Genomic DNA, 15,529 nt, shown 5'->3' on the forward strand with positions numbered 1-15,529 from the left:
ACTATAAATGCATTAAAATCGCGCAAAAAAGTAATCTAATATATGCATAAAAGTTATTAAATGTATAACTAAAAGTGTTGTTAGTTTTAATTAAATTGCTGTTGTTAAACAAAAAATAAAGTTTTTTTAAAAAACTGTTGCTGAATGTAAACAAAAGATATTTAATGTTTTGCGCCAAAATAAATCATTGATTGAAATTTTGACCAATTTTGATCCATTTCTGCTGAGGATTAAGCGTTGAAATACAACAGCCTTAACGACTTCCTAGATTACGTAAAATCACGTGATGCTCATCAACCAGAATTTCTTCAAGCTGTTGAAGAAGTAATGACCAGTCTTTGGCCATTCATTGAAAAGAATCCACAATATGCTGATTATGGTCTACTTGAACGCCTAGTAGAACCTGAACGTGCGATTCAATTCCGTGTATCTTGGGTTGATGACAAAGGTCAAACGCATGTAAACCGTGCTTTCCGTGTTCAATATAACTCGGCAATTGGTCCATTCAAGGGTGGTATGCGTTTCCACCCATCTGTAAACCTTTCAATTCTTAAATTCTTAGGTTTCGAACAAACATTTAAAAACGCATTGACTACTTTGCCTATGGGCGGTGGTAAAGGTGGTTCAGATTTTGACCCTAAAGGTAAATCTGAAGGCGAAATTATGCGTTTCTGCCAAGCGCTTATGATCGAACTTTACCGTCACCTTGGTTCTAACACGGACATCCCTGCGGGCGATATCGGTGTTGGTGGCCGTGAAGTTGGCTACATGGCGGGTATGATGAAGAAGCTCAGCAATGACACTTCAAGCGTATTCACTGGTAAAGGTTTGACTTTCGGTGGCTCATTGGCTCGTCCAGAAGCAACAGGTTACGGTACTGTGTATTTCGCTGAGGAAATGCTCAAGACTCGTGGCGATAGCTTTAAAGACAAAGTGGTAACGATTTCAGGTTCTGGTAACGTTGCTCAATTCGCTGCTGATAAAGCAATGTACCTAGGTGCGAAAGTGGTTTCACTTTCTGACTCTGCTGGTACTGTATACGTAAAAGACGGTTTCACAACTGAACTTCTTGCTGAAGTGATGGAACTTAAAAACGTTAAACGTGGCCGTATTTCTGAGTTTGCGTCTAAACACGGTTTTGAATACCTTGAAGGCAAACGTCCTTGGGGTATTAAGTGCGACATCGCGCTTCCATGTGCAACTCAAAATGAATTAGATGAAGCTGATGCTGAAGCTCTTCTTGCAAATGGCGCAATCTGTGTTGCTGAAGGCGCGAACATGCCTTCAACTTTGGCTGCAGTAGAGAAATTTGTAGAAGCGAAAATTCTTTATGCACCAGGTAAAGCATCAAATGCGGGCGGTGTTGCAACTTCTGGTCTTGAAATGTCACAAAACGCAATCCGTTTGGGTTGGACATTTGAAGAAGTTGATGAGCGTCTACACGCGATCATGAAAGAAATTCACCGTAACTGCGTGAAATTCGGTACTGAAGAAGACGGTACTGTGAACTATGTAAATGGCGCGAACATCGCTGGCTTCGTAAAAGTTGCTGATGCAATGCTTGCTCAAGGCGTTTACTAAGTTCTACGCAAGTTCGAATTAAAAAAACCGAGGCTAATGCCTCGGTTTTTTTATGCGCTTTAAAAGCCAAAGCTTGATATGCGCGAAGTAGGGTGAATCCTATATTCGTTACTGCTTCAGCGATGCTTAAAGCTTATAGCGTGCCTTTTACCGCTTCACGCTCTACAGCCATATCATAGATATAGGCATATTTAGATTGATCCGCAGCTGGGTTTTTCAGCTCATAACGTTTAATACGGATGATCTGACGCTCATTTGGGCTGTGTTGAAAGCCTTCAATTTGGTCGTAGAACAATGTCCAGTCTTTATCAACTTGGGTTTTTATCCCATTTTCTGCATATTTAATTTCACGCACTTGTAAACAAGTTTGTCGTGCAACGCCTGTGCATTGTTTGGTTTCAGGGCTGATTTCTAAAAAGATGGTTTCAGCTTGAGTTTGGTATTTCGTTTCAGGTGTCATTTTTCCAGTAAAAACATACTGCTTACCATTTTTTGCTGTCAGCGTTAGGGTCGGCGCATTGATGTCATTTAAATTGAATAAAAATGCGGTTTTACCGCCATCAAAAATTTGACTTGCAATGCCTTCTTGTTGCATACGGTCTTGTGGGCAAGCCATCATTGTAGCGGCCATATTCCCTGTAACAATCGTATTATTTTCAGCTTTCCAGCTTGTACTTAAGTTATTACAGCTGGTTGAAATACCAAGCGTACCATTATTCAGGAAATTTAAAACCAAAGGCTTTTCTGAACCTGTATTGGTGCTCCATTGGTATGAACTTAAAGTCTTACTTGCATTTTGCTGTTGTAATACAGACACGGCTAGATCTCCTGCTTTTTGTAGATCAGCGGTTTGGCAGGCAGCCAGTGTGAGTGGAAAAAGAGCAATGGCTAAAAATTTTAATTTCATATTTTAGTCTACAAATAATTGATTTAAATAACAGAATTTAGAATACATAAATTAAATCATAAACTAATGGATACATTTTGGGCATTTAAGTATCAAAATGTATCCATAAATAAATATTTGTTAATATATAAAAATAAATTATTAAATGCTTTTAAATTAGTCAAAGCGATAAATGTCACGTCCTAAAGCGCCCATAGAATAGCTATGATGCACAATGTTAAAACGGTTGCCAGTGCCCATGGCAAAGAACAGTGGTGCAAAGAGTTCTAGGGTTGGATGATTACGCATGACATAGGGGATCTCTTGCCAATCAAGCACTGCATCAAAATCATGGTGTTGTAATTTAGCCACGACATAATTACGAAATACTGAGCACCATTCAGGAGTGGTTGGCTTAGGATTTTGCCATTCGATTTCACGTAAATTGTGGGTAATACTGCCAGAACCAATCAGTAAAATTTGCTGTTCACGCAGCACCGCTAAAGCGCGTCCAATCTTATAAATTCGTTCAGCGGATAAGTTCATTGGCAATGAAATAGAAATGAGTGGAATATCTGCTTCTGGGTACATGTGTAGCAAAGGCATCCACACGCCGTGATCACGTGGACGTGTGTTATTGGCATGCGCTTCAAATCCTGCTTGAGCCAGTAGTTCTAAAATATGCTCAGCAAGCTCAGGCTGACCGGGCGCTGGATAGCGTATCTCATAGAGTTCGCTCGGAAAGCCACGGAAGTCATGCCATGTTTCAGGACGTGAAGCTGTACTGACTTCTATATCTTTACTCTCCCAATGGGCCGACATCACAATAATGGCTTTGGGCTTTGGTAGGTTAAGACTCAGGCGTTCGAGTGCAGGCCCAATTTGCTCGGGATTGATGGCTAACATTGGAGAGCCATGAGAAATGAATAAGCCAGGCAAAGTCTGTAGCTTCATAGGAGAGATATGCCCTAAATAAATTTAGGCATGTACATTTACATGCCCAAAATGAAAAAGTGAATCTTTATAACATGATTCTACACAGGAATAAGTGTGTAAAAATGACAGTTGAATTTAAGTGAAATTAACCTGCACGATGGTAAGGGTGGTTATTATTAATACTCATGGCTCTGTAAAGTTGTTCAATCAGCATCACGCGTACCATTGGGTGAGGCAGGGTGAGCTTTGAAAGCGACCAATGCCATGCAGCAGCCTTACGCACGGCCTCAGAGTGTCCATCTGGCCCACCAATCGCCAACACAATATCATTGCCTTCAAGCATCCATCCTTTCATGGTTTCTGCCAGCTTTTCTGTACTGAACTCACGGCCACCGACTTCTAAAGCAATGAGTACTTCATTGTACTTCATTGCATTTAAAATACTGTCACCTTCAATTTGGCGGTATTTTAAAATGTCAGCTTCAGAATCGTTTTTGCCTCGTTTTGCCATAGGCAATTCAATAATCTGCGTTTGTACAAAAGGCTGAATACGTTTGAAATAATCTTCAAATCCAGTAAGTACCCAAGCAGGCATTTTTTGGCCAATGGTCAAAATACGAATTTTCATAGTGAGCAGGGTAACAACAAGAAACGCCTATTATAACGATGTAATACGCTATTGCGAATTTCAGACACAAAATGCAATTGAATTAGGTCGAATATTGTTGCTTTAATATCCGAATAGCGTCTGTGGTCTACGCCATAACTGGTCAAAATAATGATATAAAACCATCAGTAGTGAGAATAATAATAATGCCTCAACCCTGCAAAAACTCTATTCAATCCCTTGGTTTAATCCTTAGCCTTTTATCGTTATTCAGTTTGAGTTCTATAAGCTTTGCTGCTGTACCTGCAGATGCTAAAAATTTGCGTGTATATATGGAGCAAGTGATTGGTGCTCAAGCAGGTCGTCATGCCAAAAACATTCAAGAGTTAAATCGAGTATCGGCATGGATACGCGAGCAAATGCGCTTGTTTGGTGTGCCGTGTCAGTATCAAAACTATACGGCAAATAGTTTGCCTTATCGTAATGTGGTGTGCTCTTTAAATGCGGGTAAAAAACAAAAGGTGATTGTGGGAGCACATTATGATGTGTTGGAAGACACCACGGGTGCTGATGATAATGCCTCTGGTGTGGCAGGCGTGATAGAGGTTGCACGTATTTTGGCCACAGAAAAAACCAGTTTAAAACATAATGTCGATTTTGTTTTTTATACTTTGGCTGAGCCACCATATTTTGGAACAGAAAATATGGGAAGTTTTATTCATGCTAAGTCTGTAGCCAAGCAAAAACAAAATATTGCTGGGGTATATATTTTAGAGATGATTGGCTATTTTGATGAAAATGAGGTGCAACAATATCCAGCAGGATTAAAGTGGATTTACCCAGCACATGGTAATTTTATTGCTGCAGTGGGTAATTTAATGTCACGTGATTTGACTTATGACTATTGCGCAGCCATGAGAAAACTCAATCAACTGCAATGTGAGCGTTTGATTGCACCAAGTTTTATGCAAGATTTAGATTTTTCAGATCATTTGAATTATTGGAAATTTGATTTCCCTGCGATAACCATTACAGATACCGCGATGTACCGTAATAAATACTATCACACTCGTCAAGATACTTTGGATCGTTTAGATACCGAAAAAATGGGGCAAGTGGTGAATGGCGTTGTCAAAATGCTACTTAACTGAGAAGCATAAAAAACGCAGTCCAGAAAGCCATCGGACTGCGAAAGGTGGTTACCAACCTGGAGATGTTGGTAGCCATTCTAGATGTAATCATCTAAGAGCAAAAAAGAAACATACAGCGCGTATGATCTTATTAAAAATATGGGGGAGTGTGGTTTATATTTCAAGCGAAAAAATTAAATCAGTATAAAAATATAAAGTTTTAGTTTTGAATTTTATTGTTAATTTAAACTTTATCAGTAATTTAGCTTATTTAAATAAAATTCATTTTTTTATGTTTTTTAATCAAGTGTTGCTTGCTAGGAAGCAATGAACAGAGTCGTCATATTCAATGTGAAGTGCTTGACGTATGTGCTAATACCTTTAACTGAGTCTAAGTTGAGGACATTAAAAAGCCCTGTCGAAACAGGGCTTTTACATTGTTATAATTTAATTAATGACGGGCAGCTTTCGCTTCATCATTGGCTTTTACAATCGGTGCTTTTACCAAAGGTTTTGGCATGTCTACTAAAGCTAAAGGTAAAATCTCATCAATTGATTTCACGGCTTTAATTTCTAAACCAGCTTTAACGTTCTCTGGAATTTCAGCCAAATCACGAACGTTTTCCTGAGGAATAAACACTAATTTAATTCCACCACGGTGTGCAGCTAAAAGTTTCTCTTTTAGACCACCAATTCGCATTGCACGGCCACCTAGGCTTGTTTCACCCGTCATTGCAATATCTGGGCGAATCGCAATACCTGTGAATGCCGAAACTAAAGCAGTCGTGAGTGCTAAACCAGCAGATGGGCCATCTTTTGGTGTTGCACCTTCAGGTAAGTGTACGTGTACATCTGTTTCTTCAAAACGTGAAGATTCAATACCTAACTCATCTGCACGTGTACGTACAACGGTCATGGCTGCGGTAATGGATTCTTTCATTACATCGCCAAGTGAACCTGTGGTAATAAACTTACCTTTACCTTTCACTGCCGCAACTTCAATGGTAAGTAATTCACCACCAACAGAAGTCCACGCTAAACCATTCACACGACCCACTTGAGCTTCATCTTCAGCCATACCGAAGTCGAATTTGTGTGGACCTAAGTAGTCTGGTAAGTTGCCTGAATTCACTTCAATTTGAAGATTTTTGGCTTTTTTGCTGACCGCTTCTTTCACCACTTTACGCGCAATTTTAGACACTTCACGCTCAAGGCTACGCACACCAGCTTCACGTGTATAACGCTGTACGATGTCGCGAATGGCTTCTTCGTGAACTGTTAATTCTTTTGCACGTAGACCATTATTTTTAATGGCTTTAGGCACAAGGTAACGCTCAGCAATATTCACTTTTTCATCTTCGGTATAACCCGGTAGACGAATCACTTCCATACGGTCAAGCAATGCTTCAGGAATATTCATGCTGTTTGCAGTACAGATGAACATCACTTCAGATAAGTCCAAATCAAGATCTAGGTAATGATCGTTGAACTTATTGTTCTGTGACGGATCAAGTACTTCAAGTAGCGCAGAAGCAGGATCACCACGGTAGTCTTGTGCCATCTTGTCGATTTCGTCGAGTAAGAACAGTGGGTTCTTTACGCCAACTTTTGTTAAAGACTGCACAATTTTACCCGGCATCGCACCGATATAAGTACGACGGTGACCACGAATTTCTGCTTCATCACGTACGCCACCAAGAGCCATACGCACGAACTCACGGCCTGTTGCTTTTGCTACAGACTCACCTAATGAAGTTTTACCTACACCAGGAGGACCCACTAAGCATAGAATCGGCCCGCGTAATTTTTTCACGCGTGACTGTACTGCAAGATATTCCACAATGCGGTCTTTAACGTCATCTAAGCCGTAATGGTCTGCATCTAAAATTTCTTGCGCTTTAGCCAAGTTAATGCTGACTTTGCTGGCTTTATTCCAAGGTGTATCTAAAATCACCTCTAAATAGTTGCGAACAACAGCAGCTTCGCTTGACGCAGGTTGCATCGCTTTTAATTTACGGAATTCATTTTCTGCTTTCTTACGCACATGCTCAGGCAAATCTGCTTCAGCAAGACGTTTTTCAATTTCTGCAACGTCATCTTCTGCACCGCCATTCATGTCAGAAAGTTCACGCTGAATCACCTTCATCTTTTCATTGAGGAAGTATTCGCGCTGATTTTTCTCCATTTGACGTTTTACAGAATCATGCAGTGTTTGTTCAATCTGCTGTTCTTCAGACTGTTGCAACAAATAAGTCATTAATTCTTGCAAATGCGCTTCAAAAGCATCGTGCTCTAAGAATTTTTGTTTCACATCAATGTTTAGCGGTACACGTGTTGCAACAAAGAACAATAATTGCAGTAAGTCATCAATTTTATTGGCAGCCGCAATCAGTTCACGTGCATTACGTAGCTTAGCCTCAGCGTACTGAGCAAACAGCGTGCGTAGTTCTTCAACACGATTTTGCTGTGCATCAGCATCAGTATCAATGGTCATTGGACTTAAGCTATGCTCAGCAGTCAAATAATCATTGTCATCAATGATTTTTTCGAGTTTAGAGCGATGCAAGCCTTCAATTAAGACCTTAATGCAGTTCTCGTCATTTTCGTGATTTACAACCTGCACAATCTTCGCGACAGTACCGTATTGATATAAGTTTTCGTGATCAATTTCTTCTGTAAGCGAATCTTTTTGTGCAACTACAAATACTAGATTGTCACTGTTACGAGCCACATTCACTGCGTTAATCGATTTTTCACGACCAACAAACAGTGCAATTTGCATATGCGGGTAAACCACCACGTCACGCAGCGCTAAAAGCGGTAAAACGCTAGGAACTTCGAGTTCTAAGCTTTCTTCATTCATAATAAGTTCAGACATGGGCACTCCTAATGAGTGACAACGGTGTTGCCATATTTTTTATAGTGATGGGTATTTTAAAAATTACAAGGGCGACGTGATATAAATTGTGCAAAAAATAAGTAAATATATGTTTTTTAAACATTGTTAATGGTCAAAATGATCAATTTAACGTTTGAAGCGTAGAATGCGTTGCGACGTTAACAGTGCATCGAGGGGTTGATCCCATTTTTCACGCTTTAAACATGATTTATAAAGTTGAAACTCATGTGCAAGCCCTAAGCGAAAAGGTCGCTGAATAGCGCTGGCAAGGGTTTTATCATAAAAGCCACCGCCCATGCCAATTCGAGTACCTGTTGTGTCACAGGCCAATAACGGCATAAGCACTAAATCTAAATGGCTAATATGTAATCCTCTTGCACGCATAGGCTCTCGCATTCCTAGACGATGGGGTGCAAAGCGCTGTGTACGGAATTGATGCTGTGAAATTCGCACCCATTGTAAGCGTTGGTTCATATTACAAATGAGAGGTAAATACACTGCTTTACCGTGTGCAAAGCAATATTCAATGATTTTTTGGGTATGGATCTCACCAAAGGCATGTAAATAGATACCAATGTGCTGGGCATGTTGAAATTCTGCGAGGCGAATTAAACGGTTGAGAGAGGCTTGTTCAGCTTGTTTTTGTTGGAATTTATTGAGGCCACGGCGTTGCTGTCTTAATTGTTTGCGGAGCTGTTTTAAATCGACAAAAAATTCAGGCATACGAGAAGCAGAAGTAACAGAGCGTATGGATAGTCTAATCCTTTTATAGAACAACTGCATAGCGTTTGTATTGCGAAATGGGCGCTTGTGTGTAGTGACCATGAGTTTACGGTTCATCGGATTGGGTTATTTTGGTCGGATAAGCTTATTTATTGTTGAACTACATTTGTATATTAATTTGTCTTGATCTGGCCTTAGAAAGGAAAAGCCAGCAAGTTTAATCCGCAAGAAAATAAAAATATGGAAATACAGGAAGGACAAAAATGACAAAGCGTACACCATTATTTAAATACGGTTTAGGGACAGTTTTGGCACTTGCAAGCTGTTGTGGCCTGAGTCATGCAGCCCCATTAAATAGCCAGCAAGTTTTTTTTGTGGGCAATAACTGGGATGGCACGGTAACAGTGATTCGGCCTTCGGGTGACTTTGCTAAAATTGGCGTGATTAATATGGTGCCAGATCGTAAAGAGCGCCTGAAAGAAATCTATTTAAACCCCATCAAGCTGGTGGCGTATAGCTATATTCGAAATACCGCTGGCGAGGGCAATGACCAATTGGTGGACGACATGTATTCCACGCCAGATGGTAAGTCTGTGGTGGCATCGCGTCCAAGCTATGCAGATGTGGTGTCTATTGATATTGCAAGTGGAAAAATTAATTGGCGAACTTCTGTAGAAGGCTTCCGTGCAGATCACATGGCAGTTTCACCTGATGGTTTACGTGTGGCGGTATCGGCTTCTTCTGGTAACGTGGTGCAGGTATTAGATATTCAAACGGGTAAAGAATTAGGTCGCTTTGATACTGGTGATAAACCTCATGAAAATATCTATTTTGCGGGTGGCACTAAAATTATCAACTCAGCCATTGGTAATGTTGAAACGCCAATGGATGCAAGCTGGCAAGATTTTACCAAAGGAAAGCGTTATCTCACGATTGCAGATGCCAATAACTATAAGATATTGAAAAAAATTGACTTCAGGCCAGCGCTGGATGCCTTTGGACGTAAAGATTTATCCAATGCTGTTCGACCGATGGTGTTAAGTAAAGATGAGTCAAAAATTTATGCCCAAGTATCATTTTTTAATGGCTTGATTGAATACGATTTGAATCAAGACAAAATCACACGCATTGGTCAACTACCAGGTAGCTCAACGATTCCTGCTGACCGTACCAAGTGGGTGAATGACTCACGCCATCATGGTTTATCGATGAGTGCAGATGGTGAGAAACTGTGTGTCGCAGGCACGATGGATGATTATGCAACTATCGTTGACCGTAAAACTTTAACCGCAGCCAAGTTAATTCCAGCAGGTAAACCGTATTGGGCAACCCGTAGCCCGAATGGCAAAAGTTGCGTGATTTCTGAAAGTGCCAATGATGTAGTGACCGTAATTGATTTTGAGACAGGCGAGAAAGTGCTGAGTGTACCCGTTGGCAATCATCCTCAGCGTGTGCGTATAGGATATGCACCTGCAGGATGGAGCAATTAAGGTGATGGACTGCATAAAGCGAGTACATTCCACTCGCTTTATGCATGAAGTTTTAAGCAATTTCGCGTAGATACAAGGATGAGCAAAAGGAGTGCTTATGCGTCATTCATTACAATATGCAAGTTTGGCCCTCGTGGTTGTGTTGGGTGGATTTGGGCTGAGTAAAATATTACAGCCAGCAGAAGCTATGCAAACGCAACAACAGAAGAGCGGCGAGGTAGAGCGACCATTACAAAACACTGTGTCACAGCCTCAGTCTAAAGAGACACAGCAGACGACGACGCTTATTTCGCAAGTACCACAGCAGGTGAGTCCTGAACTTATTCAGCAACGCGACGAGCTATATCAAGCTTTTGAGCAACTAAGTTATCGTTTAAGTCATGGGCAACAGGTTGATCCTCGTGAAGTCGATCGATTGCTCAAAACGCAAGTGAATTTGGTTCGTGTAGGTGCATTAACAGCGGATGATGCGATTCACTATAGTCAGTTTTTAAAAAAGATCATGCCTGATATGGAACGCAGTTTGGATGGATATATTCAACAGCTTGAGCAATTGAAATCTTAATTGAAAAGTATTGGGTATAGCCGATTCGATTGAGTCTTAAGATAAAAAATTGGCGATAAAAAAACTTCCCGAAGGAAGTTTTTTTTATGTTTTTACAGCATACTCAGTTTGATACACACCGTGTCATGCTTAAGCTTGAGCATTAAAGCCCTGCAATTTTAGCGCGAGCAGCATGTAATTTTTTATAGCTTTCAATCAGACGTAAATGACGGTCTAGACCTTCAAGTTGCATATTAGTTTCAGTTAAACCATAGAAACGAACATCGCCTTCAACTGTGCCCATTACTGCATCCATACGTTCATCACCAAACATGCGACGGAAATTGTAGGCATAGTCTTCGAGTTCCATTTCATCATCCAGCATGACTTCAAGAACTACATTCATACACTGATAGAATAAACCACGTTCAACAGTATTGGTGTTGAACTGAAGGAATTGGCCTACCAAATCATGTGCTTCTTCAAATTGCTCTAGTGCAAGATAGATGAGAATTTTCAGCTCTAAAATGGTTAATTGCCCCCAAACGGTATTGTCATCAAACTCAATACCAATCAAGGTTTTAATTTCAGTGTAGTCATCTTCATCCGCTTCTTCTAAGCGTTCAACTAAAGCCTCAAGTTGTTCGTCATCTAAACGGTGCAGATTTAAAATGTCTTCACGGTAAAGCAGTGCTTTATTGGTATTGTCCCATACAAGGTCTTCAACCAAATAAATTTCAGAATAATCAGGGACTAAAATACGGCAGGCTGTTGCACCAAGGTGTTCATAGACCGCCATATAAACTTCTTTGCCCATCTCTTCCAAAATAGCAAACAAAGCGTCCGCAGATTCTTGGTTGGCATTTTCACCTTCACAAGCAAAATCCCATTCTACAAATTCGTAGTCAGACTTTGCGCTAAAGAAGCGCCAAGACACCACACCGCTTGAGTCAATAAAGTGCTCTACAAAGTTGTTAGGTTCTGTGAGTGCATTTGAACTAAAGGTTGGTTTTGGTAGGTCATTTAAACCTTCAAAACTACGGCCTTGTAATAGCTCAGTTAAGCTACGTTCAATCGCGACTTCCATATTTGGATGTGCACCAAAGGATGCAAACACACCGCCAGTACGTGGATTCATTAAAGTCACACACATGACAGGGAATTCACCGCCCAATGACGCATCTTTAACCAATACAGGGAAGCCTTGTTCTTCAAGGCCTTGGATGCCTGCAACAATACTTGGGTACTGAGCCAAAAACTCAGCAGGTACGTCAGGCAAAGTTAATTCACCTTCTAAAATTTCACGCTTAACTGCACGTTCAAAAATTTCAGATAGGCATTGTACTTGTGCTTCCGCTAAGGTGTTACCCGCGCTCATACCATTTGAAAGATATAAATTTTCAATCAAATTTGATGGGAAATATACAGTTTCTTTATCAGATTGGCGTACAAAAGGGAGTGAGCAAATGCCACGTTTTGTATTGCCTGAGTTGGTGTCGTAAAGATGCGTACCCAATAACTCTTCATCAGGATTGTAAATTTCCAGCGTATATTCATCTAAAATTTCGCTTGGTAATTCACCATTTGGACCCGGTTGGAACCATTGTTCTTCTGGATAATGCACAAAAGGCGCATTGGCGATTTCTTCACCCCAGAATTGGTCGTTATAGAAGAAGTTACAGTTTAGACGTTCAATAAACTCACCGAGTGCAGATGCTAAAGCACTTTCTTTCGTTGCACCTTTACCATTGGTAAAGCACATTGGCGATTGAGCATCACGAATATGTAAAGACCAAACATTTGGCACAATATTACGCCAAGATGCGATCTCAATTTTCATGCCTAAGTCCGCCAAAATACCCGACATTTTGGCAATAGTTTCTTCTAAAGGACGGTCTTTACCTAAAATATAAGTATTATTTTCAGCAGTCAGGCTTGGAATCAGCAAGGCTTGAGCATCAGCATCAATGCTTTCAACTTCTTCAATAATAAATTCTGGACCCGTTTGAATAACTTTTTTAACAGTGCAACGGTCAATTGAACGCAAAATCCCTTGGCGGTCTTTTTCAGAAATATCTGCAGGCAACTCCACCTGAATTTTGAAAATTTGCTTGTAGCGGTTTTCAGGGTCAACAATATTGTTTTGAGAAAGACGGATATTGTCTGTCGGAATGTCACGGGCTAAGCAATAAACTTTGACAAAATAAGCCGCACAAAGTGCAGAAGACGCTAAAAAATAATCAAAAGGGCCTGGTGCCGAACCATCACCTTTATAACGGATTGGCTGATCGGCAATCACCGTGAAGTCATCGAACTTAGCTTCTTGTCGAAGATTGTCGAGATAATTAACTTTGATTTCCATGTAGGCACCTAAATTCTTAGTTGTCATCACGGACAAATAAGCAGTAAAAATGAATCAAGCCGAACGCTAGGATAAACATTGACTTAAAAAATATGAGTGGACACTGACATACAAAACTTTGGTGTTATGTAAGGCATAGTCCTGAATGCAGCATATTATAGAGGGAATTTGCAGTGATGATAACTTTAAGTCGCTTATTCATACGCTTTATGTTTGCTTTGACGATTTATGTCCCTTCAGCACAATAAAAGTAGGACATTTGCTTGTGCTTTAAAAGGTTGATACTAGGCAGTATTGTGGACAACTGATCCCTCTAAATTCTTAAAATATTTCTGTTCAAAAGCTTCTGGGCTTAACCAACCATTTGCAGAATGCCTTCTGACCCGATTGTAATAAATCTCAATATAGTCAAACAAGACAGCATTCGCCTCTTTTCGAGTGGCAAACACACTGTCATGTACCACATGACCTTTCAATGTATGAAAAAAGCTTTCGGTCACTGTATTATCCCAACAGTTCCCTCTGCGTGACATGCTTTGAATACAGTTATTCGTTAATAATAGCGTTCTAAAATCACAACTACAGTACTGTGAGCCTGAGAAGCATTGCTTCGCAAGTGAATGTACCATGACACCCGTTGGATACCCTTGACGAGCCATTGCATAATGAAACGCATCACACACCAATTGACGGTCTATTCGATGGCTGGTTTGCCACCCCACAATACGACGACTAAATAGATCCAGCATCACACATAAATACAGCCAACCTTGCTTGGTACAGATATAGGTAATATCCGTTGTCCAAACCTTGTTAGGCTGAATGACTGTAAATTGACGCTCTAACAGATTGGGTGCTGCAGGAAAACGATGGTTTGAATCAGTCGTATGCTTGTATTTACGCGAAATCCTGCTGCGTAAACCCAGCTTTTTCAGCATTTAACCATTTCTTGTATCTCCAAAGTTAACGTTACGTTATCTTTAGAGGGAAGTGCTGTCCATTATTTTGGCTAGGACAGAAAAGCGGCTACTAATTTAATAGTAGTCATTTTGTTCTTTCTGTAGGTTTCGACTTTAGTTAAACGTCTTTGAAAGTCTTTTAATACCTTCGCCATTTATGGCTTAAAGTTGTGCTAAATACGAGTGAGGGAAATGACAAAGAATTTATTGTATATTTGGCAGGATATTAGAAAAATAAATAAAAACAGAATTTTATAATAATTATAAGAGAGAAAATAAATAGCTCCGAAGATGCCGCTGCATGTCGTTACCCTGAACCCGAAGAAGTTCAAGGTGGACGCGACGCATACTTGCTGGGTTTCCTACACGAAGGTAGGCATACACTCTAAATATGCAGAACACAATCCGGAGATTTAAGTATCGGCAGGGATATAGACGCGCTGGCGAACACCTCAGAGTTATGCCAAGTATAGCGAATAACGAGGCTTTGGCAAATCTTTTGGCATGTATAACTGTAAAGCGATGTTTAATTGGCTAGGCTTTAGGCAAAAAAAATCTTGCTTATTCAGCAAGATCTTCTACTTCTTCAAGAATAGCTTGGAGCAAGCGCTCACAATGTTCGTACTCTTGTAAACTTTTATTCATACTGAGCACTTCTTGCATCAACTCTAGCGCTACCATAATGATCAGTTTGCTAGGTTCCATACGCGGTGCTTTACGACGGAACTCATCATATTTGTCATTGAGGAGTTGAGCTGCGCGTTCGAGTTCTGGCTGTTTTTCTTGCGTTGTGGCTAAACGAAAGTTATGCCCTAAAACTTTTAAATCTACTGGAATTGCTTCGCTCATGCTTAAACTTCCTCATTAACATCGGCAGGGTGGGCCAATTGTTGAATTTCTTGCGCATGATGATCTTGTGCGGTACCCAAGACAGATAAACGCTGAATAATCGCTTCAACTTTTGCTTTGGCATGCTCATTTTTTTGTAATAAGCGTTCGCGTTCTTTTTCTAAGTTTTGAATTTCTTGCTGCGCATGGCGCTGCTCATTCTGAATTTTCTCTTTGACAATGCGTAACTCATTACGCTCAGACAAAATTTCTTGAAAGCGATTTTTTAAATCGGTGCAACTTTTTTCTAAACGACTATAGCGATCCGCTAAGGCCGAGGCATCTGTATTGAGCTTTTGAAATTGACTTCGAGATTCAGCGAGTTGCTCAGTCAGGTTATCAATTTCTTCTTGTTTCTTGGTGATGATGCCATTTTTTTGCACAATTTGACTATGGTGCTGTTCATTCGCTGAGTTCTTATCTTCAGCTAAAGCATCATTTTCCGATTCATAATGCGCGAGGCGTGTTTTTAAAACACCTATATGCGCTTGCAGACGCTGTAATTCTTCTAACATATCGTGGTC

Annotated in this window: 12 protein-coding genes, 1 other RNA gene and 1 pseudogene; 4 read left to right on the top strand and 10 right to left on the bottom strand. The window is 40.3% G+C overall.

Going from position 1 to position 15,529, the window contains the following annotated elements; genetic code table 11:
* The first annotated feature begins 237 nt into the window (after window positions 1–237).
* Window positions 238–1,581, top strand: coding sequence for an NADP-specific glutamate dehydrogenase (gdhA, locus tag EXE29_RS11985; protein ID WP_106986138.1), 1,344 nt, complete (start codon window positions 238–240; stop codon window positions 1,579–1,581).
* A 133-nt stretch (window positions 1,582–1,714) separates the two neighbouring features.
* Here gdhA and EXE29_RS11990 read toward each other — a convergent pair whose 3' ends face one another.
* The 3 genes from EXE29_RS11990 to rlmH all read right to left on the bottom strand — a co-directional run bounded on the left by EXE29_RS11990 (window position 1,715) and on the right by rlmH (window position 4,031).
* The gene (locus tag EXE29_RS11990; protein ID WP_106986137.1) at window positions 1,715–2,488 is read right to left on the bottom strand and encodes a DUF4377 domain-containing protein; all 774 of its coding nucleotides are present in this window, start codon (window positions 2,486–2,488) and stop codon (window positions 1,715–1,717) included.
* 156 nt (window positions 2,489–2,644) lie between these two features.
* Window positions 2,645–3,421, bottom strand: a complete 777-nt coding sequence (locus EXE29_RS11995) for a dioxygenase family protein (protein ID WP_120364756.1) — start codon at window positions 3,419–3,421, stop codon at window positions 2,645–2,647.
* A 127-nt stretch (window positions 3,422–3,548) separates the two neighbouring features.
* A complete protein-coding gene (rlmH, locus tag EXE29_RS12000) occupies window positions 3,549–4,031 on the bottom strand; it encodes a 23S rRNA (pseudouridine(1915)-N(3))-methyltransferase RlmH (RefSeq protein WP_120364755.1) in 483 nt (160 codons plus the stop codon).
* Window positions 4,032–4,216: 185 nt separating this feature from the next.
* On the opposite strand from rlmH, the gene EXE29_RS12005 reads away from it, so the two are divergent.
* Window positions 4,217–5,161, top strand: a complete 945-nt coding sequence (locus EXE29_RS12005) for a M28 family peptidase (RefSeq protein ID WP_252383553.1) — start codon at window positions 4,217–4,219, stop codon at window positions 5,159–5,161.
* Between the two features lie 430 nt (window positions 5,162–5,591).
* Here the strand turns inward: EXE29_RS12005 and lon are convergent, their stop codons facing one another.
* Together lon and EXE29_RS12015 are read right to left on the bottom strand one after the other, a co-directional pair.
* The gene (gene lon / locus EXE29_RS12010; RefSeq protein WP_117007932.1) at window positions 5,592–8,018 is read right to left on the bottom strand and encodes an endopeptidase La; all 2,427 of its coding nucleotides are present in this window, start codon (window positions 8,016–8,018) and stop codon (window positions 5,592–5,594) included.
* A gap of 147 nt (window positions 8,019–8,165) precedes the next feature.
* The gene (locus tag EXE29_RS12015; RefSeq protein WP_120364754.1) at window positions 8,166–8,762 is read right to left on the bottom strand and encodes a 5-formyltetrahydrofolate cyclo-ligase; all 597 of its coding nucleotides are present in this window, start codon (window positions 8,760–8,762) and stop codon (window positions 8,166–8,168) included.
* A gap of 263 nt (window positions 8,763–9,025) precedes the next feature.
* Here EXE29_RS12015 and EXE29_RS12020 point away from each other — a divergent pair, with 263 nt between their 5' ends.
* Complete coding sequence (locus EXE29_RS12020; protein ID WP_117007929.1) at window positions 9,026–10,252, top strand: YncE family protein; 1,227 nt, start codon at window positions 9,026–9,028, stop codon at window positions 10,250–10,252.
* A gap of 97 nt (window positions 10,253–10,349) precedes the next feature.
* On the top strand, window positions 10,350–10,817 hold the full coding sequence (locus tag EXE29_RS12025) for a hypothetical protein (RefSeq protein WP_117007927.1): 468 nt from the start codon (window positions 10,350–10,352) through the stop codon (window positions 10,815–10,817).
* A 142-nt stretch (window positions 10,818–10,959) separates the two neighbouring features.
* Here EXE29_RS12025 and EXE29_RS12030 read toward each other — a convergent pair whose 3' ends face one another.
* From EXE29_RS12030 to EXE29_RS12050, 5 genes and pseudogenes are all read right to left on the bottom strand, one after another.
* Window positions 10,960–13,158 (bottom strand): OsmC domain/YcaO domain-containing protein, encoded by a 2,199-nt coding sequence (locus tag EXE29_RS12030; protein WP_120364753.1) that lies wholly within the window; start codon window positions 13,156–13,158, stop codon window positions 10,960–10,962.
* 284 nt (window positions 13,159–13,442) lie between these two features.
* A pseudogene (locus EXE29_RS12035) lies at window positions 13,443–14,096 on the bottom strand (IS3 family transposase); the annotation flags it as partial.
* 299 nt (window positions 14,097–14,395) lie between these two features.
* Window positions 14,396–14,579: non-coding RNA, 6S RNA (gene ssrS, locus EXE29_RS12040), on the bottom strand.
* A gap of 99 nt (window positions 14,580–14,678) precedes the next feature.
* Window positions 14,679–14,966, bottom strand: coding sequence for a cell division protein ZapA (locus EXE29_RS12045; RefSeq protein ID WP_106986130.1), 288 nt, complete (start codon window positions 14,964–14,966; stop codon window positions 14,679–14,681).
* 2 nt (window positions 14,967–14,968) lie between these two features.
* Entirely contained in the window at window positions 14,969–15,520 is a 552-nt protein-coding gene (locus tag EXE29_RS12050) for a hypothetical protein (RefSeq protein ID WP_106986129.1), read from the bottom strand.
* Between the last annotated feature and the right edge of the window lie 9 nt (window positions 15,521–15,529).

It is taken from the genome of Acinetobacter sp. WCHAc060006 (assembly GCF_004209135.1).
In the GTDB taxonomy this organism is placed as follows: Bacteria; Pseudomonadota; Gammaproteobacteria; order Pseudomonadales; family Moraxellaceae; genus Acinetobacter; species Acinetobacter cumulans.

Bases quoted from the DNA above. Each gene is read 5' to 3' on its own strand.
- EXE29_RS11995 (WP_120364756.1), bottom strand. From the start codon at position 3,421: ATGAAGCTACAGACTTTGCCTGGCTTATTCATTTCTCATGGCTCTCCA.
- EXE29_RS12025 (WP_117007927.1), top strand. From the start codon at position 10,350: ATGCGTCATTCATTACAATATGCAAGTTTGGCCCTCGTGGTTGTGTTG.
- EXE29_RS12045 (WP_106986130.1), bottom strand. From the start codon at position 14,966: ATGAGCGAAGCAATTCCAGTAGATTTAAAAGTTTTAGGGCATAACTTT.
- lon (WP_117007932.1), bottom strand. From the start codon at position 8,018: ATGTCTGAACTTATTATGAATGAAGAAAGCTTAGAACTCGAAGTTCCT.
- EXE29_RS12050 (WP_106986129.1), bottom strand. From the start codon at position 15,520: ATGTTAGAAGAATTACAGCGTCTGCAAGCGCATATAGGTGTTTTAAAA.
- EXE29_RS12005 (WP_252383553.1), top strand. From the start codon at position 4,217: ATGCCTCAACCCTGCAAAAACTCTATTCAATCCCTTGGTTTAATCCTT.
- EXE29_RS12020 (WP_117007929.1), top strand. From the start codon at position 9,026: ATGACAAAGCGTACACCATTATTTAAATACGGTTTAGGGACAGTTTTG.
- EXE29_RS12030 (WP_120364753.1), bottom strand. From the start codon at position 13,158: ATGGAAATCAAAGTTAATTATCTCGACAATCTTCGACAAGAAGCTAAG.
- EXE29_RS12015 (WP_120364754.1), bottom strand. From the start codon at position 8,762: ATGCCTGAATTTTTTGTCGATTTAAAACAGCTCCGCAAACAATTAAGA.
- rlmH (WP_120364755.1), bottom strand. From the start codon at position 4,031: ATGAAAATTCGTATTTTGACCATTGGCCAAAAAATGCCTGCTTGGGTA.
- EXE29_RS11990 (WP_106986137.1), bottom strand. From the start codon at position 2,488: ATGAAATTAAAATTTTTAGCCATTGCTCTTTTTCCACTCACACTGGCT.